This window comes from Allobaculum sp. Allo2 (genome assembly GCF_022701175.1).
GTDB lineage: Bacteria > Bacillota_I > Bacilli_A > Erysipelotrichales > Erysipelotrichaceae > Allobaculum > Allobaculum fili.
In genome coordinates this window covers 1,004,572-1,028,904 of record NZ_CP078088.1, presented here as the reverse complement: position 1 = coordinate 1,028,904, position 24,333 = coordinate 1,004,572, and the positions used below count along the sequence as shown (strand labels likewise).

At 53.1% G+C, this 24,333-nt stretch carries 19 protein-coding genes and 4 pseudogenes; 2 read left to right on the top strand and 21 right to left on the bottom strand.

The window, feature by feature from the left end; all coding sequences use genetic code 11:
• Nucleotides 1-170 precede the first annotated feature (170 nt).
• From KWG61_RS05885 to KWG61_RS05805, 18 genes and pseudogenes are all read right to left on the bottom strand, one after another.
• On the bottom strand, nt 171-398 hold the full coding sequence (locus KWG61_RS05885; RefSeq protein WP_242745243.1) for a hypothetical protein: 228 nt from the start codon (nt 396-398) through the stop codon (nt 171-173).
• A 14-nt stretch (nt 399-412) separates the two neighbouring features.
• Nucleotides 413-709, bottom strand: a complete 297-nt coding sequence (locus KWG61_RS05880) for a hypothetical protein (RefSeq protein WP_242745242.1) — start codon at nt 707-709, stop codon at nt 413-415.
• A 50-nt stretch (nt 710-759) separates the two neighbouring features.
• Nucleotides 760-6,440, bottom strand: a pseudogene (locus KWG61_RS05870) (glycoside hydrolase family 2 TIM barrel-domain containing protein); the annotation flags it as partial.
• A 507-nt stretch (nt 6,441-6,947) separates the two neighbouring features.
• Entirely contained in the window at nt 6,948-8,309 is a 1,362-nt protein-coding gene (locus KWG61_RS05865) for a transposase (protein WP_242745241.1), read from the bottom strand.
• A gap of 37 nt (nt 8,310-8,346) precedes the next feature.
• Nucleotides 8,347-8,790, bottom strand: coding sequence for a hypothetical protein (locus tag KWG61_RS05860; RefSeq protein ID WP_242745240.1), 444 nt, complete (start codon nt 8,788-8,790; stop codon nt 8,347-8,349).
• Between the two features lie 92 nt (nt 8,791-8,882).
• The gene (gene tnpB / locus KWG61_RS05855) at nt 8,883-9,269 is read right to left on the bottom strand and encodes an IS66 family insertion sequence element accessory protein TnpB (protein ID WP_242744259.1); all 387 of its coding nucleotides are present in this window, start codon (nt 9,267-9,269) and stop codon (nt 8,883-8,885) included.
• A 153-nt stretch (nt 9,270-9,422) separates the two neighbouring features.
• Entirely contained in the window at nt 9,423-9,938 is a 516-nt protein-coding gene (locus KWG61_RS05850) for a hypothetical protein (RefSeq protein ID WP_242745239.1), read from the bottom strand.
• Nucleotides 9,939-10,334: 396 nt separating this feature from the next.
• Nucleotides 10,335-11,754: pseudogene (gene gatB / locus KWG61_RS05845) on the bottom strand (Asp-tRNA(Asn)/Glu-tRNA(Gln) amidotransferase subunit GatB).
• Nucleotides 11,739-12,059: an amidase family protein gene (locus KWG61_RS16040; RefSeq protein ID WP_256460839.1), complete on the bottom strand. Its 321-nt coding sequence runs from the start codon at nt 12,057-12,059 to the stop codon at nt 11,739-11,741. Before KWG61_RS16040 ends, gatB begins: the two are co-directional and overlap by 16 nt.
• A 122-nt stretch (nt 12,060-12,181) precedes the next feature.
• Nucleotides 12,182-13,116, bottom strand: a pseudogene (locus KWG61_RS05840) (amidase family protein); the annotation flags it as partial.
• A complete protein-coding gene (locus KWG61_RS05835; protein ID WP_242745238.1) occupies nt 13,117-13,308 on the bottom strand; it encodes an aspartyl/glutamyl-tRNA amidotransferase subunit C in 192 nt (63 codons plus the stop codon).
• Nucleotides 13,309-13,546: 238 nt separating this feature from the next.
• Nucleotides 13,547-14,668: a CamS family sex pheromone protein gene (locus KWG61_RS05830; protein WP_230267548.1), complete on the bottom strand. Its 1,122-nt coding sequence runs from the start codon at nt 14,666-14,668 to the stop codon at nt 13,547-13,549.
• Nucleotides 14,655-15,101 (bottom strand): BRCT domain-containing protein, encoded by a 447-nt coding sequence (locus tag KWG61_RS17150; protein ID WP_367614339.1) that lies wholly within the window; start codon nt 15,099-15,101, stop codon nt 14,655-14,657. The genes KWG61_RS05830 and KWG61_RS17150 overlap by 14 nt, the downstream gene beginning before the upstream one ends.
• 25 nt (nt 15,102-15,126) lie before the next feature.
• Nucleotides 15,127-16,656, bottom strand: a complete 1,530-nt coding sequence (ligA, locus tag KWG61_RS05825) for an NAD-dependent DNA ligase LigA (RefSeq protein WP_367614270.1) — start codon at nt 16,654-16,656, stop codon at nt 15,127-15,129.
• A 307-nt stretch (nt 16,657-16,963) separates the two neighbouring features.
• Nucleotides 16,964-17,158: a hypothetical protein gene (locus tag KWG61_RS05820; protein ID WP_242745237.1), complete on the bottom strand. Its 195-nt coding sequence runs from the start codon at nt 17,156-17,158 to the stop codon at nt 16,964-16,966.
• Complete coding sequence (locus KWG61_RS05815) at nt 17,155-17,682, bottom strand: 3'-5' exonuclease (RefSeq protein WP_242745577.1); 528 nt, start codon at nt 17,680-17,682, stop codon at nt 17,155-17,157. The genes KWG61_RS05820 and KWG61_RS05815 overlap by 4 nt, the downstream gene beginning before the upstream one ends.
• Nucleotides 17,601-18,242 carry a 3'-5' exonuclease gene (locus KWG61_RS05810; RefSeq protein WP_242745236.1) on the bottom strand — a complete coding sequence of 214 codons (642 nt, stop codon included), beginning with the start codon at nt 18,240-18,242 and terminating at the stop codon, nt 17,601-17,603. The genes KWG61_RS05815 and KWG61_RS05810 overlap by 82 nt, the downstream gene beginning before the upstream one ends.
• Nucleotides 18,206-19,207, bottom strand: a complete 1,002-nt coding sequence (locus KWG61_RS05805) for an ATP-dependent helicase (protein WP_242745235.1) — start codon at nt 19,205-19,207, stop codon at nt 18,206-18,208. The genes KWG61_RS05810 and KWG61_RS05805 overlap by 37 nt, the downstream gene beginning before the upstream one ends.
• A 512-nt stretch (nt 19,208-19,719) precedes the next feature.
• On the opposite strand from KWG61_RS05805, the gene KWG61_RS05800 reads away from it, so the two are divergent.
• Entirely contained in the window at nt 19,720-20,451 is a 732-nt protein-coding gene (locus KWG61_RS05800; protein WP_230267551.1) for an SIS domain-containing protein, read from the top strand.
• A 290-nt stretch (nt 20,452-20,741) separates the two neighbouring features.
• Here KWG61_RS05800 and KWG61_RS05795 read toward each other — a convergent pair whose 3' ends face one another.
• Nucleotides 20,742-21,917 (bottom strand): hypothetical protein, encoded by a 1,176-nt coding sequence (locus KWG61_RS05795; protein ID WP_242745234.1) that lies wholly within the window; start codon nt 21,915-21,917, stop codon nt 20,742-20,744.
• Between the two features lie 193 nt (nt 21,918-22,110).
• Here KWG61_RS05795 and KWG61_RS05790 point away from each other — a divergent pair.
• A pseudogene (locus KWG61_RS05790) lies at nt 22,111-23,033 on the top strand (class I SAM-dependent methyltransferase).
• 319 nt (nt 23,034-23,352) lie between these two features.
• Here the strand turns inward: KWG61_RS05790 and KWG61_RS05785 are convergent.
• Nucleotides 23,353-23,970, bottom strand: coding sequence for an SH3 domain-containing protein (locus KWG61_RS05785; RefSeq protein ID WP_367614269.1), 618 nt, complete (start codon nt 23,968-23,970; stop codon nt 23,353-23,355).
• Nucleotides 23,852-24,211 carry a zinc-ribbon domain-containing protein gene (locus KWG61_RS17145; protein ID WP_367614268.1) on the bottom strand — a complete coding sequence of 120 codons (360 nt, stop codon included), beginning with the start codon at nt 24,209-24,211 and terminating at the stop codon, nt 23,852-23,854. The genes KWG61_RS05785 and KWG61_RS17145 overlap by 119 nt, the downstream gene beginning before the upstream one ends.
• Between the last annotated feature and the right edge of the window lie 122 nt (nt 24,212-24,333).

Below are 24,333 nucleotides of genomic sequence, written 5' to 3'. Positions count from 1 at the left end.
AAGTTCTGGTCTTTTTCTCGCCGTACGTTCTCTTCGCCCCATAGAAAAAGCCCTCTGGCTTCTGGGCAGAACATTCTGCCGGAAATCAGAGGGCTGCCGCCTTGAGAGAGCGGCACTTTCTCGTTTCTGGTATTACGCAAAACGCGTTTCAACCGGGCCAAGAAAGAATTTTATTTCAGGTTTTTCAAAGCCGAAGCGTCCGGTTTGCGGCGGACGTCCATCCAGGCTTTGTTCAGCGCTTTTGCGGCCGCGTCGATTTCACTTTGCGACTGCGCTGTCATGGCCGCTTTTGCGGGAGCAAGAGCGGTCTGAAGACGATCCCATCCGCTCGAAACAAACGCGTCGGAATCCGCGGCTTCGACGGCGCGAATGACAAGTTCGAGAAGCGTGGTATTCACTAATGGACGTTCTTTCAGCGCCGCATAAGCCGCTTCGTAGACGTCTTTTTCGCGGAGATGACGGTCTGGCTGGCTTCTTCCGGTTTTTCCAGTTCCGCCTCAAGGGCCGTTCTGGCATCACGATACGCTTGGGCGCTGGCTTCGGTATAGCGGCTCAGATCCAGATCCTTATTCGCGTTGAGCGCCGTGAAGGCTGCGTTGGCGGTTTTGACGAGATCGAGCAGATTGACAAGGCCTTCCGCAGCCTGATCGACATCTTCCTGACTTTCAAAATCGTCTTCACTCAGATCCATGAACTGAGAATGAATCATTCCAAAATACGATGTCCAGGCAACGCTGAGCTGCGTATCCGAATCGTTCAGGAAATCGCCAAGCGCCTTGACCTGCGCGTTGAGTGCATCGAGATTGAGGACTGGTTTGGCGACCAGAGCCTTTCTGGAATCTTCATACGCGTTTTGCTTGCTGGCAATCTGCGCTTTTTCGCAGTGGCCGGAGCGGCCAGTTCGGCTTCAAGCGCCTGTTTTGCGGCAGTGTATGCCTGCGCGGTTTCATCGGTATACAAGCTCAGATCGATCGCTTTGTTCGCATCGAGAACCTGGAACGCCTTGGATGCGATATTGGCTGTATCGAGAAGGGCGTTCAGTTCAGCAGCCTTGGCATCCGCGTCTTCCTGCGTTTTGAAGGCGCCGGAATCGAGAGCGCTTTGCGCCGCAGCTCTAGCTTCGTTCAAGTACGCCGTCCATGCCGAAGAAAGCTTCGCGTCTTCGTCTTTTGCGAGCGTTTCGATTTGCGTCATCGCTTCGCTGAGCGCTTTCGTATCGAGTACCGGTACGTCAACGTGTTCGCGGACGATTTTTGCATCGCACCAGTCGACGCAGTCATCGTTCTGGCTGCCGACCTTGTCCGCATACAAAATCAGCGTGTTCACACCGGTGACATCAAAGGAAACGTATTTGCCTTCTTTGCCCTGTACGATCGTGCTGGCATCGTACAGTACGTTTTCATCGGAAATGGAGTCTTTGTAGAACGTAAACTTCGCGCCATCGCGGCCGGTCTTTCCGTCCTTCAAATAGTCGATGCCAACCCAGGCACGGAAGATCAGCGGTTTGTCCGTTTTGGGCAGCTGAGTCAGATCGTAGACAATTTTCGCATTCGCGTTGGCAGACAGACCTTTGTCAAAGACAGCTGGCTTGCCGGCCAGACGCAGAGAAAGATTTACACTCGATGCAGCGGTGCCGGAATCGGCCTTGTTAATGTGAATGCCGCCCCAGCTGCTTTCGCTGGCGTTGGCATCAAAGTTCAGAACATCGAAGTCTTCGCCCTTTTCCATGGCGCCTTCGACGCCTTCACCCGTTAAATACCAGATATCGTATTTCGTATCCGCATTGGCGGTTTTCAGCGTCATTTCGGCTGTAACGCCCGATTCATCCGCGGCAGTCGCGGTAATCGTCGCGCTGCCTTCCCTGAGGAAGACGGCTTTGCCGTCCGTACCGATGTGAAGAATTTCCGGATGATCCGTGCTGAATGTGACATCTTTATTTGTTGCGTTTTCCGGTTCCACCGTGGTGCCCAGCGTAAAGGCTTCGCCGACAGCCGGCGTTTCGGGAATGCCGGTCATCGTGATGGAGGAGACCGGAATTTCCGGATCCTTGAGACCGCCCAGTTCTTTTAAGAGGGCCAGGTCTTCGTCATCGAGCTGGTTGTTGAAGTTTAAATCCGCAGCCCGGACGTACAGAATGTCCGGGTTTTCTTCTTTGCGAAGCGAATCAAAGCGCGTGACATCGGCTTCGGTTACGGCCGAATCGGCGGAGCTGTCGATATCGCCGTTGACGGCGATTTTCAGTTCATCGAGCTTATTGCCGTCCTTGAACAGGCGCAGCCAGTAGCCGGTACCGGCCGAAGCGTCTTCGCTCTGTTCGCCGCCCATGGCTTCCGCCATTTCGAGCGTGCAGCCTTCGGCCACATCGATCATTTCGCGAATCTGGGCGAACGTCGTTTTCGGGGCAATGCTGTACAGAATCTTGTTCGTACCATCGAGCTTGGCGCTGACGCCGGCTTTGAGGCGGATGGATTCCGTCTGCGGCTTGTCGGAAGACGGGCGTGTCAGCTTCATATCGCCCCACGAAAGCATGTCGTGTCCGTTTTTGACATTCTTGTCGACATACAGGGTGATTTCTTTTGCCCCATGCACATCGACATCGAAGTAGTAAGCGTCCTGATTATGGTTGAGCAGATTGCTTCGGGCGACTTCGACGCCGTCCACGAGAATGGCCGCGTAGCAGCCGTCCTGGGTCCGGTTCTTTTCGAGGTCAATGCCCGCGTAGCCCTGCAGACGGTCGATGTCGAGATTCGACACGTCAAAGTAGAGCCAGGAATCCGAGTTGACGCCAAAGCCTTTTTCAAAGCGCTGTTCGGCGCCGTCGACTTTCAGGCGGATCGGATTGCCGCTGTTGTTTTTATCGACATGAATGCCGTTGTAGCCGGAAGAGGAACGGCTGGCGTCGTAGCCGATGTCCGAAAGGTAGTACTCGCTCGAGCAGCTGAGTTCGATCGTGTACGTCTTTTCGTAGCCATTGGTTTTCTTCGCGTGAATCTGGAGCGTTCCCGGAACGCTTTCCGGTTTCACGACTTCGACGGTGACGTCCTCGCCGTGATCGACCGTGACTTCCGGCACTTCACTCTGATCCGCATTCAGCTCAAACGTATAGGCAGAAATCGCGGAATTCCAGTTGGTGACGGTTTTATCGCCGATGGTAACGCCCGTAACGAGTTCGGTGTCGTCAGGGATGTCAACGCCGGTAATGGCTTCGATGTCATCGCTCGAAGATACCGGACGCAGATGATAGCTGTACGTATACGGATGATCCGTTCCGAGACGGTATTTGCTTAAGGTGGCCGGACCGCAGCTGGCGGTACCGAGACCCATCTGGGCGTAGTCGATCGTCAGTACAGTCGAATCCTTTTTCGTCAGTTCGTACGGATGCGCCGCCTGATCGAGATCTTCCTGCGTGTAGTGCAGCGCGGACATCGAAAGCAGATGTTCGTCCGCATCGACGAGCAGACCTTTGCCGGAACTGTCAGTTAACGCCATCCAGCGCACGTCGGTCTTGTTGCCGGTTTCCTGCGGATAGACGAAGCTGACGAACTGATTGTCTACCGTATCCGTCCAGATGCCGGCATCGTATCCGGTTTTGCGGTCAGCGTAGGAGTCTTCCTTGCCGTTGCCATACCACGTCATGTTTTCCAGCGACGAATCGAGTTCGAGACGGTTGCCGACGCGCAGCAGTTCGCCCATCTGGCCAGACGGCGCAAGGCTGCTCTGCACGAAGACGTCACCGCTCGAGGTAATGGAATACGTAATCGAATCCTTGGAGTTTTTCGCTTCGGGCAGGATGCGTTCGACGGTGACATAAATCGTCTTGTCGCCTTTGGAGACGCTCGTGTGAATCTGCGCGTTTTTGTTTGCGTTTTTCCAGGCGCCGTCGACGCCTTCTTTTTGTCGTTGTCGGTATAGGCACGCCAGTAGTTGGGTTCAAGCGGCGCGGCGATCAGTTCCTTGCCGTCCACTTTAAAGGAGTTCAGTGCGCCCTGTTCGAGATCAAAGCCGACCGACCAGTTTCCTTTGGAAACGGTCAGCGCCGTCTCGCTCTGTTCAAGATCGGCGTCCGTAAAGGCGTTGTCCGCGCTCTGATCAAAGGCATGGTTTCCTGCCGCCAGACCGGTCGGGCTGACATCAAACTGGGCAGCCGCGTACACGTCGCCGGCTTTCGCCCAGACGGTATCTTCCTTGTACGTAAAGGAAATGTTGAGCAGCAGCTCATCCTTATCGTCCAGGCTGTCCGGCTGCGTCCAGTTCACCTGGAAGGTGCCGTCGGCTTTGGGCGCGATCGAGACGTTATCAACGATTCCGTTTTCGATGGTTTTGCCGTTTTTGAGCAGCTGCCACGAGCAGGAATACTCGTCGGTATTCGTATCGATCAGCTCGTTGCTCAGGTGAATCACGTGCGCATCCTGTTCATCGAGAGACATCTGGAAGCCCTGATAAATGCGTTTGACTTCCTGGGCTTCCGGCTGAAGCGTGCGGTCAGGGGAGATGATGCCGTTGACGCAGAAGTCGGAGTTGCCCGAACGCCAGGCGGTGTAATCGCCGGTATTCCAGTCGCCGTCATAGCCCCAGTACGTGGTTTTGCCGTCCCACTTGCCGTCCTGAATGAGCGGCGTGTTGAAGCTCTGGTCGACCCAGTCCCAGATAAAGCCGCCCTGCAGGTTGCCGACGGAGCGGATCTTTTCCCAGTAGTCGATCATGCCGCCGCCCGAGTTGCCCATCGTGTGCAGGTATTCGCACATGATGTACGGACGGTCGCTGCTGCGCATTTTGCTGATTTCGGGGTACATATTGGATTCGACCTGAACCAGCTCGTTGGCGTTCCAGCCCTGATAGTGAATGACGCGGGAAGGATCGGCGTCATGGAAATATTCAAGTTCTTTCTGGAGCGACTGACCGGCACCGGTTTCGTTTCCTGGCGACCACATGATGACGGACGCGTGGTTTTTATCGCGTTCGACCATGCTGATGGCGCGGTCTTCTGCCGCTTCAATGTAGCCTGGCAAATCGCCCGGCACGCCGTACTGGCTGCGGCCGTTGTGGCTTTCCACGTTGGCTTCGTCCATGACGTACAGACCGTACTCGTCGCACAAATCGTAGAACACGGGATCGTTGGGATAATGGGAAGCGCGGACCGCGTTAATGTTGAGCGACTTCATGAGAAGGATTTCCTTTTCCATCTCTTCTCGAGTCAGATAGCGGCCGGTAGCCGGATTGTTTTCGTGGCGGTTGACGCCATACAAATAAATTTCTTCGCCGTTGACGCGCAGTCTGGCATCGGTCGAACCGCGATCGGTCACTTCCACGGAGCGGAAGCCGACTTTGATGACGGTCAGATCGTGCGTCGTTTCGCCCTCACTCAGCGAGAGAACGAGCGTATACAGATTGGGATGTTCGGCATTCCACTTTTTGACATTGGGGATCGTCGTTTCCATGGAAACCGTCTTTTCCTCGGTATCCAGCAGGGCATCTGTCGAGACTTCGCCGACTTTGTTCTGCCTGTCGTCGTATAAAACGGCGTTCAGCTTCAGATTGCGATCGGTCGTATCAAAGCGGCGCAGATCGGCTTCAATGCTGAGCTTTCCGTCCTTGCTGTCGTTGACAAACGTATTGGACAGCGCGGTGAAGTCGCGGATTTCGACTTTGTCCTTGGCGTCGAGGGAAACGTCGCGGAAAATGCCGGACAGGCGAAGCATGTCCTGGTTTTCGATGTAGCTGCCGTCGCACCAGCGGTACACTTCAACGGTCATCACGTTGTCCGCGCCCTCTTCAAAATTCAGCGCTTTGGTAATGTCAAAGCCCTTGGCGGAGAACGTGTCTTCGGAATAGCCGATGTACGTGCCGTTTACCCAGAGGTACATGGCGGATTCGACACCCTGGAAATTGGCGAACACTTCCTTGTCTTTCCAGGAAGGATCAATCGTAAAGTGCTTGCGGTAGGTGCCGACCGGATTGTACTGTTCCGGCGCCGTTCCCGCCTTCTCCTTGCGGCCTTCGATGCTGATCCAGGGATAGTTCTGGTTGGAGTAGATGACCGGATCGTATTTCCAGGATCCGTCCTCCTTCACATACGTCTGCCAGCTGCGCGGAACGCTGATGTCATCCCACGAAGAATCGTCCAGGTCGACGGAATTAAAGCCGTTAATCGTCACCTGTGCCCGGCCGGCTGGATTGATGGCCCAGTGAAATTTCCAGTCGTCTCCATTGAGCAGCTTATGATAGCTGGATGCAGCGGGGTTTTGCGCCAGCGCCTGGCCCGCTGAATCGTAGCGCCAGAATGTGGCGCGCGCCTTTCCCGGTTTACCTGGAAGACGCCTGGATTGTCTGTCCACTCCCGCGTATCCGATGTACCGGTATCGGTATCGGCAGCCGCAATCGGCATCGCGGAAAGCAGACTGGAACAGGAAAGAACCATGGCCAGGCTTCCCTGCATCCATCTTCTGTATTTCATAATTTCCAAAATCCTTTCTAGCGGGAAAGCGCCGCAGATCCTGCAGTAAGCGCTTTCTTCCTAGTTTCCATCTTAAGCGTTTATTTTTTAAATCAAATTCGTTTTTTTCACAAACTCTTTTAAAACGCCTGTTGACTGGAAGAGATCGTGACGCTATTTATTTCCCGTTTTGCACATGATTTTGCGAATTGACGATACTTTTTCTGTACATTCGTCCCGTATGCAGGCACGTTTTTTCGTGTTTCTCAGCCGCAAAATTTCCGTTCTAAATGAAAAAGGAGAAGGCGTTCCGCACCTGTGCGGACGTTTTCTCCTTTGCATTTCCTGTTCGTAAACTTTGACAATGGCTTCGGCTGAACTGGCGGCTTTCCCCGTTTTGCGCGGACTTTCTATTGGGTCAGCGGTAAGTGTCAAACAATCGACGGGTATACGCGAGACTGAATATTAGATACGCTAAACGGGATCCCTTTCGAGATCCCGCTTGGCGTATTTTTTATTCTTCATCGTTTTCTTCATACTTCGGATCCGGTCCACGGTATCCAATTCGAAGATATTCAGGTAAATCCTTTGAATACGGCAGAAGTGACTTCAATACATCTACCGCGATTTCATCGTCTTTGAACCATTTGAGTTCATCCAGAACGTACTCCATGTAGCGCTCTGGATTTAAGTCGTTCATTTCAGCCGATCGAAACAAAGTCATAAACGCTGCGACGACTTCCGCACCTTTGATACTCTTCGTAGTCTGGAAGTTTTTGCGATTGATCACGAATGGCTTTACGGCTCTTTCTGCCACATTATTGTCGATCGGATAATCACCGTCTTCCAGGCACCTTCCCAACGAGTTCGCTCGATCCATGAAGTACTTGGCTGCTCTGTAGGCGGTGCTTCTTTCCTCGAATCCACTCTGAATCTCCACCATCATGACTCTTGTGAGTCTTTCAAAGCAGGGCTTTGAAAGTTCCTGCCGAACTTCGGTTCTCGCCTCGTGCGAGTAAGAAGCAACGTGGGATTCGATGTGGTAGAGCTTCCCGAACAGAGACAGGGCTGTGAGCAGAATCTGGAGACCCGGACTTGGTTCGGGTCTCTCTGTTTCGTCCAGCTGGGCTGCCGCTTCTGCGGCCTCTTCGTCGTTCTCCAGTGTGGTCTTTTCCCACTTCAGGACGTCTGCCTGATACTGCGCGAAGTCTGACCGGACTTTGATGGCTTCGAAGATCTTTCTTCTCGCATGGGCCATACAGTTGAGCTTTCTGCAGGGGCCATAGTAGTTGGCATATGCATAAAGCCCGTCTGTCATAAGGGCATGACGAAAAGAACCGCCAAGGAGGGCGATTACGAACTCCTGTTTCTTGTAAGGGAAAAACTTATAGACAGCCATCTGGTTCTCTTCATAGATTCCGCTGACGGCGACAACCATAGAAGACTGTTTTCGATCTTTAACCTCCGTGCACTTTAAAACCGTCTCATCCATATGGACGACGTTACAGTTTGGGAGATCCTCAATCATTTGTTTTACGAGTGGCTTCAGATAAAGATCGTAAGTTTTTTCCAGGATGTTGCCCATGGTCTGACGGCTGATCGGCAGTCCCGTGAGACTCAGGTGCTTTTCCTGACGATAGGCCGGGGTTCCCATTACGAACTTATCGTAGGCAATTCCCGCGACCATAGAGGAAGTTGCGACACTCTTGTCGATCAGTGCAGGCTCGTCAGGTTCGGCGGTGCGGATGATGGCTTTCCCGTTTTCATCCGTACACTTGTTTGGGCACGCGACTGTCTCACGCAGCACTTCTTCCAGCCTATAGCGAGCGGGAATCCGATGAATCCTATAGTGACGTTTCATTCCAACAGTTTTCATCTCACAGCCGCAAACTGGGCAAATGCGCTTTTCCCTTCTACACTGAAGGTAGTGGTTTCTTTGACCGCTTCCTGCTTTCTGCACTTGGTGGAAGGTTTTTCTTGCTTCCTTCAACAGAACTGAGCTTTAAATCTTCAGCTTCTTTACGATAGCGGTCTCCCTCTTCCTGATATTTCGCAGCCCGGTTAAAACAAACATCGGCTTTCAGATCAAGCTGAGCCAGCTGTTTATTCAGAATATTGATATCTGGGCCGCCGTCCTCGTTTTCAGAGTAATCCAGTTTCAAGGGAACCATCTTTTCCGTAGAAGGACCAAAGCGGCCGCTTTTCACGGCTTTATTGATTTCTTTAGCGAAATAGAGATCCAGGTACATATCCTCAATAAATTTGTCTTTCTCTTCTTCCGTCATGGTGCTGATCTGATGATGAAGATCTTCGAGGAGCTCGTTGCGGATTGTCTGGTAAGGGTTCGGCACATCCATGTATTAATTTTAACATATTTAGAGCGATAGATAAAGTAAATTAGATGATTTATCTTGATATTCCTTCAAGAAAATCATCCTTTTAAATTGGTTTAAACATACTTATAAGTTCGTGGCAGAAATGCCGGCTGGGGAACAATCGACAGACCGGAAAGCAGAGAAGCCAGCTGCGAACAGTCAATTCGCATGAAGTCGGACTGGTCAGGGCTGACAGGCCACTGAAGGGAAGATCTGGAGAGTCGCTTATAAACAAGCCAGAATCCATTTCCGTCACGAAGGATACCTTTGATCTTGTTCTTCTGTCGATTAACGAAGAGAAAGAGGGATCCATCCAGCGGATCCAGAGCGAGAGGTCCTTGAACCAGGGAGACGTAACCGTCAATTCCTTTGCGAAGGTCAGCAGGCATCTGAGCCAGATAGATGTTTTTAACTTTGGAGAAATCGATACCGAGATCGATTGCAGGGATGATTGATTCCATGAAAAAGCCTCCTTGAATAAAGGAATTATCCCAAGGAGGCGGTCGAGAAAATACCCGTCTTTTATTTGACGCTTACGGTCAGCGCGTTCGTTTGCGAGCTTGCTCCAAATAAAACCAGCCGGGGATTCCGGCTGGCTGTCTGTTTCAAATGTTCTACTGGTAGTAAATGAAGTTTCCGTATTCGTCGTAGTAGCCGAGATTTTCATCCGGCAGAGCTTCCTGCTGCGCGTTGGGATCTTCGGCCGGCTGTTCGGCTGCAGAATCCTGCGCAGGCGCCTGCGGCGTCTGAGCTTCCTTCTTGCGCACCTGTTCGGCGAGTTCCGGATTTTTCGGCTGGGTAATGTGATCCACCACAAAGTCGCTGGCGGCCGCGGTTTTCAGCAGCTTGGTGAAGTGCCAGCCGTCGGCGGGATGCTGATCGTCGACGATGTAGTTGTAAGCGGAAATTTCCAGATCGTAGTTTTTACCGTTTTCCGAATTCGTGAAGTACGTATCGATCGGCAGGTAGTTGTTGACGATGTCGTACGCCTGGCGGCACGCTTCTTCGAGAATCGCGTTGTCCGCATTGTCGACCATGTTCAGGTTGACGCGCAGGGTGGCGGATTCGAGATTGATCGTGGCGCTTTCTACGCCGCCGATCGTAAGCAGATCGCCCTGAATGGCATTCATCTGCGAATCCTGAATGCGCGGCTGCAGGTCGTTGACGCCAAAGCGATTTCCTTCAACGGGGTGGTTGTTGCCCTGTGCACTGGTCAGCAGGACGTAACCGACAATGAGGAACGGAATCAGAATGATGATCAGAGTAAACCAGACGAGCTTGTGGCCCTGTTTGACTTTCTCCTTTTTCGGCTTTCTGACCCGTTTCGTTTTTTAGGTGTATCGGGCATAGTTCTCTCCAATTCATTTCCATCAGCTGCCTCAGGCAGCAGTATTTTTCGTGTCCGGTTCTGAGCTCTCTCAAAACCAACACAATCATATCACACGAAGACTTTTGTGATGGCTGAGGCCGGCCGCGTGAACAAACTGTTAGAAAACTCCGGTTTTCCCTTTGTTCAAAGGGAGAATTTACCGTTTGTTCAGTTCCTGAACGAGCAGACCGTTGGCCTTTTTCGGGTTGGCCTGGCCTTTGGACGCCTTCATGACCTGACCCATGAGAAAGCCGACAGCACGGTTTTTGCCGTTCTTGAAGTCTTCGATCGATTTCGGGTTCTGATCGAGTACGGTGTTGATCAGCTCGAGCAGCGCGCCGTCATCGGACATCTGCTGCATGCCTTTGTCCTTGATCACCTGATCCGGATCGGCGCCCTGCATGACGTCTTCAAAGACTTCCTTGCCCTGCTTGCCGGAAATGGTACCCTCTTCGATGAGGTTGACCAGACGGGCGATCGCCTTGGCGGAAGCCGGATTTTTCGTAAAGTTCAGGCCGTTTTTATTGAGCCAGGCGCTCAGATCGCCGATGACCCAGTTGGCGGCCTTCTTGGCGTCTTTTGCATCAGCCATCACGGATTCGTAGAAGTCGGCCATATCGCGGTCGTTGACGAGAACGGACGCGTCGTAATCGTTGAGGCCAAACTGCTTTTTAAAGCGTTCGAGGCGCTGTTCGGGCAGTTCTTCGAGCGAGTTCTGGATTTCCTCGATCCACTTTTCATCAAGACGGATCGGGAAAATGTTCGGTTCCGGGAAGTACTTGTAGTCGACATTGCCTTCTTTTTACGCATGAGCACGGTCGATTTGGTCGGCTCATCGTAGCGGCGGGTGGACTGTACGATTTCTTCGCCGGCATCCAGCGCAGCGTTCTGGCGTTCGATTTCCGCCTGAACGGCTTTCTGCACGTTGGCGATCGAGTTCAGGTTTTTGATTTCGACTTTCGTTCCGAGTTTTTCGGGATCGTCGGAAAGCGAAATGTTAATGTCGCAGCGCATGGAACCTTCTTCCATCTTGACGTCGGAAACGTTCAGATAGAAGAGCGTGCGGCGCAGCGCTTCGACATATGCAGCCGCTTCGGCTGCGGAATGCATATCCGGTCGGGAAACGATTTCGACAAGCGGCGTGCCGGCGCGGTTGAAGTCGATGTACGTGCCGGTGTCCTTATGGAACTGCTTGGCCGTATCTTCTTCCATGTGAATGCGCTCGATGCGCACTTTCTTTCCCCTTCATCGGTCTGGATGAGCACATAGCCGTCCTTGCCGATCGGGTGGAACTGCTGGGTGATCTGGAAGCCTTTGGGCAGATCGGAGTAGTAGTAGTTTTTCCGGTCGAATTTGACGAGCGGGTCGATCGTGCAGTGCAGACCGGTGCACGCTTTAATAGCCAGGCGGACCGCTTCCTTGTTGACGCAGGGCAGCGTTCCCGGATGACCGAGGTCGATGACCGAAGTGTTGGTATTGGCCGGATCGCCGAAGGCTACCAGCGCTCCGGAAAACATTTTCGTTTTTGTTTTCAGCTCGCAATGGATTTCAATTCCAATGGTTACTTCACGCGGCATGCCGGTTCCTCCTTAAAGTCAATGATTTTCTCGAGCGCAGCGGCCACATCCAGAAGTTCCTGTTCCTGGAAGGCAGGGGCGTTCAGGTTAATGCCAAACGGCAGACCGTTATCGGCCAGAGAAAGCGGCATCGTCAAAGACGGATAGCCGGAGAAGTTGGCCAGCTGCATATGCTCTTCTTCGAAGCGGTCCTTGCCAAAGCGGACATCGCTGCTTTCTTCAATGAGCGGCGCGGTATCCGGTGCGGCCGGGGCAAGCAGCACGTCGCACGAGTCGAACAGTTCTTTCCAGGCGTCGACGAGCAGACGGCGGATTTTCTGCGCCTTGCGGAACAGGCGGTCCTGGTTTTCTTCAAAAGGGTGTAGGAGCCGATCACAAAACGGGCGCGCACGTAGCTTGAGAAACCGGCGGTACGGGAATTGGTCATGACTTCTTCGACCGATCCACCCGGCTTGCGCACACCAAAGCGGATGCCGTCCAGGTTGGAATGGTTGGCCGTCGCTTCGGCGTTGGCAATCGTCTTGTATACGGGCGCGATGAGATTCATCAGCTTTTCATCCATATACAGATCCACAGCTTCTGCACCAGCTGCCTGAATTTTTTCAACGAGTTCGTCAAAATCCTTTTTCAGTTCCGGGCGGGCGATGCGATCGCTGACGGTACGGAAAATACCGATTCGCTTGCCCTTTAAATCCGGATTGAGATTTTCTTTATAGTGTTCGACCGGCAGAAAGGAGCTGGTCATGTCATGATCGTCGCGGCCGGCGAGCACTTCGAGCGCTTCGGCCGCGTCTTCGATAGTGCGGGTAAAGAAGCCGACGGTATCGAGCGAAGAGGCATACGGAATGATGCCGTAGCGGGAAATGCGTCCATAGGTCGGTTTGAAGCCGACGACACCGCAGAAGGCAGCCGGCTTACGGATGGAGTCGCCGGTATCGGTACCGATGGCAAGGGCGCGCAGCCGGCAGCCATCAGGGCCGCACTTCCGCCGGAAGAACCGCCGGTAATGTGGGCGGGATTCCACGGGTTGCAGGCCGGACCGGTCGATGCGTTGCGGTTGGTCCCGCCCATGCCGAGTTCATCCATGCTGGACTTGGCGACGATGACGGCGCCAGCGTTTTTCAGTTTTTCAACGATCGTGGCATCGTAGACCGGCACGTAGTTGTCGAGAATTTTCGAGCTGGCGGTCGTACGGATGCCTTTTGTGCTGACGTTGTCCTTGAGGACAACCGGAATGCCAGAAAGAAGGCCCTGAACGGGATTTTCCTGCGGTTCGCTTACGATGGTGACCGCCGCGTTCAGCGTCGGCTGGAGCGCCTCAATCTGGGCTGCGGATTCGTTTGGAGTCAGACGGGTTTTCATTTATTTCACCACCTTTGGAACATGAACGTGTCCCATGCGTACATCCGGCACGTTCTCAAGTGCTTCCTCGCGGGAGAGCACATCGCATACGGTATCTTCCCGTAAAAATACGGTTTCGTCTTCAAAGGGATAAATCATCGGTTCCACCCCTTCGGTGTCGATACTCTCGAAGAGTTCAACCTGGGCTTCCACCGCCTGAAAGTCCTTTTAAGCTCTTCAATTTCCGCATCGCTCAGATCAAATTTCAGATCCGAGGCCAGTTTGCGAAAATATTCGGTTGAAAATTTTTCCATCGGTTTCCTTTCTTTCTGTGCTGTTCTGTTTATCTGGCCGGAAAACCGGCTGAAAACGAGCGGCCTGTACGTTTCGCTGGATTCAAAGGGCTTTTAAAGCCGCCGGATCCGAAAAGCAGAAGCCTCTCGTTTCTGTCTTAGTAAATGCTCATGACCTTGACGCTCTTCGAATCGGGTGCGCGTTCGAGCAGAGCGCAGACGTCGCTGTTGTTTTCGATAATCACTTTATACGTGCACGTCGTATCGGTAAACGCCGAAAGATCTTCGCGCACGGACTGAATGACCGCGAGAATCTCGCTGACCGTCTTTCCGTGGGCCGTGATATGAATCGTCAGCCGCACGATGGTGCCGTCCTGCACCTTGGCTTCGCCGGTCGTATACGTCGCGTCGGACAAAATCGACATGACCTGCTGGCGGAACGTTTCAAATTCCTGCGCCATTTCCGGATGGGCCTGGCTGAACTGACTGGATGGAACGATCAGATACTCTTCGTGAAGGGTATTGACCTGCGAGTTCTGGCCGCGGAAGTATTCGGTGAAAATATAGCCGCCCTTGGAGTGGCTGTTTTCATCGGTGTTGAGCTGGTAAGCCGCGATGAAAATCGGCACATCGGGTGAAATCTCGTTAAAGCGCTCGCGCAAATAGGACACGATTTTCGTTCCCGTCTGGGTAAGAAAGTTTTCCATTTTCTCCGGGGCGATTTCAATGCGCTGACCATCCTGCGTCACCGCATCGGAGACGGCCAGGCCAATGGAAATGCCCTTGAGCGTATCGCCCGAATAAAAGTCGAGTTCGTAAATGTCGTTGACAAGAATCGGACCGCGCACGATGCCGTTGCCGGTATCGAATTCTTCATCCGCCGACGGGTTCAGACCGTTCGGGTTGCCGTCACGCAGCGTACCAAGCAGGCCGCGGCTGCCGTCGGTCGCGTCGAGTTCATCGTAGTCGAGGAACACGTGGGTACGGAAGTTGACGTCCGAGGGCGAGAAGTACTGCTTCGACAAATCCATCAGGCCGGATTCGAGCTGGCTTCGAATGTCGATGTCGCTGATCAGACCGATATGCTTGCCGCGCGTATCGCTCGTTTCATACGGAAGCACCGCGCCATAGTCGCCGGGGCGAAGGCCCTGCACGACGCGGGCGCCTTCTTCCGAACAGCCGCTCAGCAGCATCGAAGCCGAAGCCGCGAAGACCAGCGCCTTTTTCAGAACGCCCGAGCGTCTGACGGACGCTTTTGTATCGGTATTACGCCGCTTCATCGTGAGAAATCTCCTTGAGGAAGTCGTCTTCGCTCCATACAGGAATGCCCAGACTTTCGGCCTTGGCCAGCTTGCTTCCCGCACTGGCGCCTGCGATGACCAGACTGGTCTTTTTCGAAACCGATCCGGCGACCGAAGCACCCAGCGATTCCAGAATTTCCTTGGCTTTCGAGCGCGGCATCTGTTCAAGCGTACCGGTCAGCACAACCGTCTTGCCGGCGAAGAAGGAATCGGAATTGACCGCTTCTTTCGGGGCTTCTTCCATATTGAGACCGAGCGTCTTGAGCGCCGCGATCAGCTTCTGGTTTTCTTCCTGCGCGAAGAAAGAATGAATGCTTCTGGCGGATACGTCCCCGATGAACTTCACCGCGGAAAGTTCGCTTTCGCTGGCGTTCATGAGCGCATCCATCGAATGGAAGGCGTCCGCAAGCAGTTTAGCGGCCTTGCTTCCGACCTGCTCAATGCCCAGGGCAAAAGCAGACGGTCAAGCGGCTGCTTTTGGAGGCTTCAATGGCCGCAAACAGCTTGTCGGTTCCTTTTTCGGACCAGCCTTTGTGCGCGAGCAGTTCTTGGCGGCGTTCATGCAAATGATAAATAGCTTCAATCGTGCTTAAAAAGCCGTTGTCGTGCAGCCAGACGACGCGCTTGTCGCCAAAGCCGTCGATGTCCATGGCTTCGCGCGAACAGAAATGAATCAGGCTGCGCACGATGCGGGCCGGACAGTTGGGGTTCGGGCAGAAATAGTCCGCCTCACCTTCCAGACGCACCAGATCCGAGCCGCAGACCGGACACGTCTTTGGCCATTCGTAGGGCACCTGCGTTCCGTTTCGCTTTTCGGGCAGTGCGCGTACGACTTCCGGAATGATATCGCCCGCTTTGCGGATGATGACCTGATCGCCGATACGCAGATCGTAGGCGTCGATGCGATCGCGGTTGTGCAGAGTCGCGGCGCTGACGAGCGTGCCGGCTACGCGAACTGGCGCCAGAATGGCGTTTGGGGTAATTTTGCCGGTGCGTCCGACGGTCAGCTCGATACCCATCAGCGTAGTTTCGACTTCTTCCGCCGGAAATTTATAGGCGATGGAATAGCGCGGATACTTGGCAGTCACACCGATCTCATGCTGCATCGCAAAATCGTTCAGTTTGACGACAATGCCGTCAATTTCAAAAGGAAGACTCGAACGAATCTTCGAAATGCTTTCAATAAAGTCCCAGATTTCTTCAAAGGAAGTGCAGAGCTTCCAGTTGGGGAAAACCGAAAAGCCCATGGCTTTGAGCTGTTCGAGGGCTTCGGCCTGGCTTTTTACGCCATGCTCTTCGCCGTTCTGGAAATAGTAAAGAAACATGTCCAGGCGGCGCTTGCGGGCAATGGACGTATCCAGGTTGCGGATCGTGCCGGCCGCGGCGTTTCGCGGATTAGCAAACAGCGGCAGATGCATTTCTTCCTGGAGCGCATTGAGCTTTTCAAAGCTCGCCTTGGGCATGATGACTTCCCCGCGCACTTCTACATGGCCCGCCTCGTCGATATGCATCGGAATCGAAGAAATCGTGCGGACGTTTTCCGTCACGTCTTCGCCGACCGATCCATCCCCGCGCGTAACCGCACGAACAAAGGACCCGTTTTCATAAATCAGAGCCATGGCCAGTCCGTCGAACTTGCATTCGCACACAAAGGATGCCCGTCCAAATTCTTTCCAGATCCGTTCGCAGAACTCTTTCAGTTCCTCTTTGGAAAAGACATCATCCAGAGAAAGCATGCGCTGGTCGTGGACGACTTTTTCAAAGCCGTCGAGCACTTTTCCGATAATGCGCTGCGTTGGCGAATTGGGATCGTAGCTTTCCGGATGTCTGGCTTCGAGCGCCTTGAGCTCTTCGAGCAGCGCGTCGTATTCCGCATCGGATACCGTCGGATTGTCGTTGATGTAATACTCTCTTGAATACCGTTCAAGAAGACGGCGAAGTTCTTCAATGCGTTTGATTTCATCCATACGGCATGCCTCCTGTCTCTGCTCCTCCTGCCGGTCTCCTGCGGCCGACTGCGAATGTAAAAGCCGGTCAGCCAGGGAAAACGGGAGGGGAATACGGTCCTTGTACAGACCGTTTCCATGTATTTATTCGTACATATTCTTTTCTTATGTATTTCTTTATTCCTGTTCGGATTACAGCCTGCCGCATACTGCGCGGCGGGCCTGAAAAGGAAATGAAACCATCGTCCATTGTATCAAAGTGCACCCCGCTTGTCGCAGGCGGCTAAGGACGGGTTTCAGCTGGCGAGATCTTCGGGATCGACGTCGGCTAACGGCGTAATGAAGTTCGCGTTAATCTTTTGACGTGATCGTATCCGTCAAACTGAATCTGGATAATATCGCCGGAAACGTCGAGGATCGTTCCCTGCTTGAACTTATTGTGGAAAATCCGATCGCCCTTATGGTACGTCACCTTTTTCGGTCTGGACTTGGCGCGTGCCGCAAGGGTACGGGCCGACTTCATGCGCTTCTCGCGATTTTCGACCAGTTTGGCGATCTTTTCGCCGGTCTGTCTCGACGTTTTGACGTCCTTTTCTCCTGCTCCAAATCGCTCAGTTCCGGTACGGGACCAGGACGGCGCATGTGGGCAGTCAGCGTATCGGGAATTTCGTCGATAAACTGCGAAGGAATTCGATTGCCCTGCTGACTGTACATATAGCCGGTGTTCCACGTCAGAAACAGAAGGTCCTTTGCGCGGGTCATGGCGACGTACATGAGGCGCCGCTCTTCTTCCATGCCTTCTTTTCCGCTTTCCATAACGGAGCGCATGGACGGAAACGTGTCTTCATACAGGCCGCTCACGAACACCACCGGGTATTCCATGCCCTTGGCGGTATGGACCGTAGAAAGGGTGACGGCGTTGCGGTCTTCTTCGTCGATGCGGCCGGTGTAAATCGCCAGATTGCTTAAGTATTCATCGAGGGTGAGGGTCGCGTCGTTGGAATAGGCGGCGGTAATATCGCTCTCGAGCGCACCGATGTTCTGCATGCGCTCTTCGACTTCATCCATCGCCAGCGATTTCTTATAGCCGGTCTCTTCGACGACCGCGTCGACCAGACCGAGCAGACCGTACTTTTCATAGCGCGCCTGAATGCGGTCGAGCACATCGATAAAGGATCTGGCCCTGGCCGCATTGACGGTTTTGGATCACGCAGCACATCGAGCATGCTTAATCCTCGATCCTGACTTTCCTTGCGCAGCGTATCCATGAATTTTGGACCGATTTTGCGGCTTGGCACATTGATGATGCGCTCGAGATACAGATCCTGGCTCATGAACGCCGGATCATCGGGATCCGGTTTGCGCAGAAGAAAGAGGTAGGCCAGGATGTCCTTGATTTCCTTGCGCTCGAAGAAGCGGATGCCGCCCAGAATGCGGTACGGAATTTTCTGCTTTACGAGTTCTTTTTCAAAAATACGGGAAATATAGTTGGCCCGGTACAGAACCGCAATATCTTTATACGGAACGGGCTTGAGATCCTTGGCGCCGATCGAATGAAGACGGGCGATCATCATCGCCACAAAGCTGGCTTCGCTTTCGTCTTCCATGCCCCCAAAGGTAAGGATCGGCTGCGCGCTTGGACGCGTGGAAAACAGATCTTTTTCACGCGGTTGCGGTTGTTGGCGATCAGCGCGTTGGACGCGTCGAGAATGACCTGTGTTGAACGGTAGTTCTGATCGAGGATAATCGTTTTTGCATCGGGGAAATCTTTTTCGAAATCCATGATGATGGAAACCGAAGCGCCGCGCCACGAATAAATAGTCTGGTCCGGATCGCCGACGACCACGAGCTGGGCATCGGGGCGAACGAGTTTTCGAATCAGGGAATACTGGATCGGGTCGGTATCCTGAAACTCGTCGACGTGAATGTAGTCAAGACGGTTTTGCCACTTGGTGCGGACGACTTCGTTTTCGGTAAGGAGAGCATCCGTATTGAGAAGCAGATCGTCAAAGTCCATGGCGAACATTTCGTTCTGTTCGCGAAGGTATTCGGCATAAATCGTCGTCAGCACGTGTCCGTCCGGCGTATCGGCCAGAACGCGCGCTTTCTCCGGATCGACCTGTTCGCGCTTGCATGAAGAAATGAAGCTGAGAATCTGCCCGGCGGGATATTTCTTATTATCGAATCCTTTTTCCTTGCGAATGCGGCTGACCATGGATTTCTGGTCGTCCCCATCGAGGATGGTGAAGTTGGACGGATAGCCGGCCGCTTTGGCGTCCATGCGCAAAATGCGGGCGCACAGCGAGTGAATCGTCGAAATGCGCACGTCACCCGCTTCTTCAGGCAGGATTGCCTCAAGGCGGTCTTTCATTTCCCGGGCAGCCTTGTTGGTGAAGGTGATCGCCATGATCCGGCTGGGGTACACATCCGCTTCACGGATCAGATATTCAATGCGGGCCATCAGTACGCTGGTCTTGCCCGATCCGGCGCCGGCGACAATGCGCAGCGGCCGGTCCAGACAGCACACCGCTTCTTTCTGTGCCGGGTTCAGTTTCTCCATCAACTCGCTCATTCTGCTTCCCTCTTCTTTTCTCGAAAAAGCGGTCGAAATCCGATCTCTGACCGCATCGTTTTGCCCGTTCGGGCGGTAAGAATCGTCCTGTTATTATACCATGCTCCCCCATGCCCGAAAGGCAGGCGCAGGTCTGTACAAATGTGGGTACTCTTTTCGTTTACCTGGCGGAATGTTTGAACAATTTAGTCCGTATGAATTTATTTCTTCATTGAATGGATAATAAAACATCTATCGTATACGGAAAACGCCGTTTTTCGGATCCTGGCGGCTCCAATTGTCTGCATATGCATACAAAGGATTACCGCTTTGTTTTTTGTCGGCTAAAGTAAAGACAGCAGGAAGCGATTTACCATCTTCCGGCATGGATCCGGCAGCCGGATCTGTGTCCGCACCTGCGCCTGCCAATCTCTCCGCCTCCTGAAAAGAAATCCGCACTCCAGGCGGCGCAGCAAAAGATGGTACTGTTGCTCATCCCCGTAAAAAGGAAAGAAAGAAGGAAACGGATCCTCATGAATGCAGCCGCAAAGTATTACCAGCATGCTTCCAGCCTTCTCGATCAGACATTTGAAGACGAAGAAGCTCACATTCAGCAAGCCGCCTCGCTGCTGACAGACAGCTGTCTGCAGGGCGGACGAATTTACGTATTTGGTTCCGGCCATTCGCACATGATGGCTGAAGAAGTGTACGCCCGCGCCGGCGGACTGGCGCTCATTAAAGCTATCCTTCCCCAGGAGCTGATGGTCATCGACTTCCCGACCAAGTCGACCGGTCTCGAGCGCATTTCCGGCTATGCCGCCTCGCTGCTTGAGCTGTACAAGCTCGATGAAAAGGACACGATTGTCATCATCTCCAACTCCGGAAGAAACAGCGTACCCGTGGAAATGGCGCAGGCCGCCAGAGAAAAAGGTGCCAAAGTCATAGCTCTGACTTCTCTGGCTCACTCGAAAGCGTGCACGTCCCGCGCGCCGTCGGGCAAGCGGCTCTTTGAGCTTGCCGATGTCGTTCTCGACAACCACGCCCCCAAAGGCGATGCCTCTCTGGAAATTGAAGGCTGCGATACGCCCGTCGGCCCGGTTTCCAACTTCCTGGGCATTTTCCTGATGGATGCCATGATGACGCAGGTCATTGAAAACCTCGCCAAAGCCGGCAGGAAGCCGCCCGTCTTTGTCAGCTCGAACGTGGACGGCGGCGACGAAGTCAACCGCAGACTGTTCGAAACGTATTACGGCTACTGGAAATAAAAACCTGCCTCTGTCTTAAAGACGGCCGCTCTGCTCTGCACAGAACGGCCGCTTTGTTTTTGGGAAATCTCAGGCTGGAAAACTTTTGGCGAATGCTTTTGCCGGATCGGCTGTGCGAATCTGCCCGGCGGATCGGTGCGCAAAATCTGCCGGGTCATGCATAGAAAAAGGAAGCCAGACGCGTTTATACGCCGGCTTCCCTGTCTTGCTTCGTTTTGGCTGAGGGTCTTCGGTTTTATCATCCCGCACATCCTGCAGGTATGAAGTCTCAAAACTTCTTCTTGCTTTGACTAAAGGGTGGTAAAGCCGGATTCTTCAATGCACGTCTTCAAATAGTCGCGTTCCGCTTCGCTGCGCGCTACGCCATGAATATAGAGATCGCGCATGTTGTCGCGGATCATGGCATCGATCGTGTAAATGCCATCCTGCTTGTATTCTTCCAGCCACAGGACGCTGTCGTCCTTGCGGAACTCCGGCTCCTGTTCCTGTACGCTTTTCAAGTCAGGAAGAATGGACGGCTGCTTGGAAGCCTGCAGCAGCCAGGCCCATTCCTGTTCTTCTTTGAATGGAGAAGTCAGGAAAACGGACTGTGTGGCTGGATCGTAGCTTCTCTCTGCAGTACCCGCAGCTACAATCCGCACGTCTTCAAAGATGTGGTAGACTTCGCGTGTCCGATACGAGACAGCTTCCCCGTCCATTTCGATGGCTCCTTCCAGTTTGTTGTCGCGTCCGAGAACAGAAATCAGTTTCTTATAGGCGTCAATTGGAAGTCCAAACGTCGGGTCAAGACGGAAGGCGATTTCGAGATCATCACAGATTTCGTTGGCCACCTTTTCCGTCTGTTCGTTCATTTTGGAAAATTCGCCGTAGCTTTCCTTGGCCAGAAGCGTCAGGGCTGCGTTGCGGAAAAAGCGTCCGTCGCGATCCCAGTTGTTCCAGACATAAAAATGATCCATGAGTTCAGCCGCATCCTTTGCGCGGAATTCGTGTTCATCCATGTCGCCGCTGGCGGTCAGAATCTGTCCTGCCTCTGCTTTGGGCAGATAGTACGTTTCATCGAACATATAGTTTCGATCTTTAAATCCGGGTTCTTCCAGAACGAGCTGACGGACATAATCGATCTCCTGCTCGTACTGCTGCACCAGACGGTCAAAATTTTCGTCCCTGGCATAGTCGAGATCGTCATCGAGCTCATAGTCTCCGGGAATTTCTTCTTCAATGTCTTTAAACAGATCGACCACAAACGCGTGGAAGCCAGGACCGCCGTGACGGGTATTGGAAGAAAGAATCAGATCCTTTCCATCTTCTCTGGCGACGATTTTTCCCTGCGGGCAGACCAGAATTTCAACATGGCCGCCGCGCTCTTCAATCTGAACGCCTTCCCGCTCGCAAAGTGCGCCGAGCACTTCATACAGTTCTTCCATCTGTTTCTCTTCTCTGTTTTTACAGATCAGCTGAACAAACATGATTAACATCCTTTCTGTTCTAAATAGGACCACAAGTATTATTTCATTTTTTGGCATCGCCCATTGGGCTCATGCCCGATCTGCCTTTTTCATGCGGTACGGCCTGATCCGGGCGCGGTCAAAAACGAAACATCGTTGCGGCCGGTCATTTTCTTTGAATCGATTATACTGTTGTTGATTAGAGGTATCGATTATGAATCAAATTGCCAGAGACTGGACCGATTATGAGGTCCTTGATGCAGGAAATAAAGAAAAGCTCGAGCGCTGGAACCATGTCGTTCTGCGCCGCCCGGATCCGGTAGCCATTTGGCCGATCGATGACGAACGGCCATGGAAAAAGCGGACGCCGTCTATCATCGTTCGAACAAAGGCGGCGGACAGTGGGAATTCAAAAATCCGTCCGGGATTTCTGGACGATTTCCTATAAAGATCTTCGCTTTAAAATTTCCCCGACCGGATTTAAGCATACCGGTCTTTTTCCGGAACAGGCGTCCAACTGGGATTTTATAATGAAGGCCATCCGCGAACGGAAGAAAAAGCGCCCGAAGCGCCGATCCGCGTTCTGAACCTTTTCGCCTATACCGGCGGGGCGACTATGGCGGCTGCCAAAGCCGGTGCCGATGAAGTCATCCATCTCGACGCCTCCAAAGGCATTAACGCCTGGGCCAGAGAAAACATGGAACTGAACCATCTGCAGGATAAAAGATCCGCTTCCTGATCGATGACGCGCTGAAATTCATACGCCGCGAACTGCGCCGCGGACGGACGTATCAGGGCATTATCATGGACCCGCCTTCTTACGGACGCGGCCCGAACGGCGAAGTCTGGAAACTGGAAGACAACATTTATGAACTGATCGACGAAGCGCAGAAGCTGCTAGCCGATGACGCGCTGTTCTTTATCGTCAATCTGTACACTACCGGCTTCCCGCTCTCGACCCTTTCGCAGACCCTGGAGCGCACGGTTGTTCGCCAGCATGACGGCTATGTGGAAACCGGCGAAACGCTTCTGCCGATTCAGGCCGGCGACGCGGTACTGCCATGCGGTCTGTTTGGACGGTGGACCTCGTTTCGTCCCGAACATCCCGACCCCATCGCCGAAGCGAAAAACGGCTAGAGCTGAGTCATCACCTGGCGAAATCTGACCTTCTGCGTACAAAAAGAAGGCCTGAGCGCCCGATGATACTTCGTAGACAATTTCAAACTATGCATTCAAATACAGCCAGCAGGATTTCCTTATGAAGAGGGAAGCTTGCTGGCTGTTGTATTGTATGAATAATAATTTTTATGAATTGTAAATACAGTGGTAAGGTTTTTAATTAATGCTTTCGGCGTTCTGTCCAGATAAAGCGGCAATCTTTTTGAAGAAATTGGAACAGATCCGAAAACGGCCTGTTTTCAAACGCGATCGTACGCAGAAGGAAAACGGATGAGAATCAGCCTGCGCGGGAAGCGTAAACATAGTCGTCATCCGAAAGGCAGACCCACTTGTCCTCGCCAACACGCCCCCAGACGCTGCCGTCACCCGCGGTTTCTTCTTCAAGCACGGTAATGATGGTGCCTTCGCTAAGACGATCGACCTGGGAATGATCCAGAGACGGTCCGCTGCGAACCTTCATCACATAATTGAGGCGATACTGCGTCTTTGCGGGTTCTGGCTTTGGCTCCGGTTTTGGTTCAGGTTTCGGCTCTTCTGCTTGCGCAGCCTGCAAGCTGACGGATGCTTTTTCGTCGGATGCGGGAGCTTCAGAAGCCTTTAAAGACGATTCGGCACTCGGCTTCTGGGAAGAATCCGACGATTTGTCCGACAGAAAATCCTTCGCGGACGAATCGGAGGAGATGACGGCCACATCCTGCCTGCCAGCCCCGTTATAGGTGAAGAAGAACCATCCGCCAAAGGCGCCGACCCCTAAAGAAGTGCAGCAGCCAGAACGATCAGAACGATTTTCCTGCAGAGCCAGACTTTTTGGGCTGAGGAGCGGAAGGACCGGAAACGGGTGCAGGCGGCACTGGGGCATAGTTTTGCGGACCGGGCTGACGCGGCGGTTCAGCATAGCCATTTGGCCCTGCGCTGTTCGGACCGTAATGGGGCGAAAATCCTCTGTTGGACGACGGATTTTGAGGATTTGGCCTCTGCCCGGTCTGCAGGCCGTCAGACGATGCCGGATTTGGACGATCCGCTGGGTTTGGATTCGGATTTGCGCTGAAGTTCGAATTGGGCAGCGGCGTCCCGCACTTTGCACAGAATCGAGCCTCATCCTTGTTGGAATAATGACAGGATGGACAGTTTTTCATAGAACCTCCCTGAATATGAATATTAATTAGTTATAATCATCTTATCATTGCCAAAACCGATAAAACAAGACAGCCTGAACTCCACCGGAATCCAGCAAGCCCGTATCCCTTTTTCGGTGCAA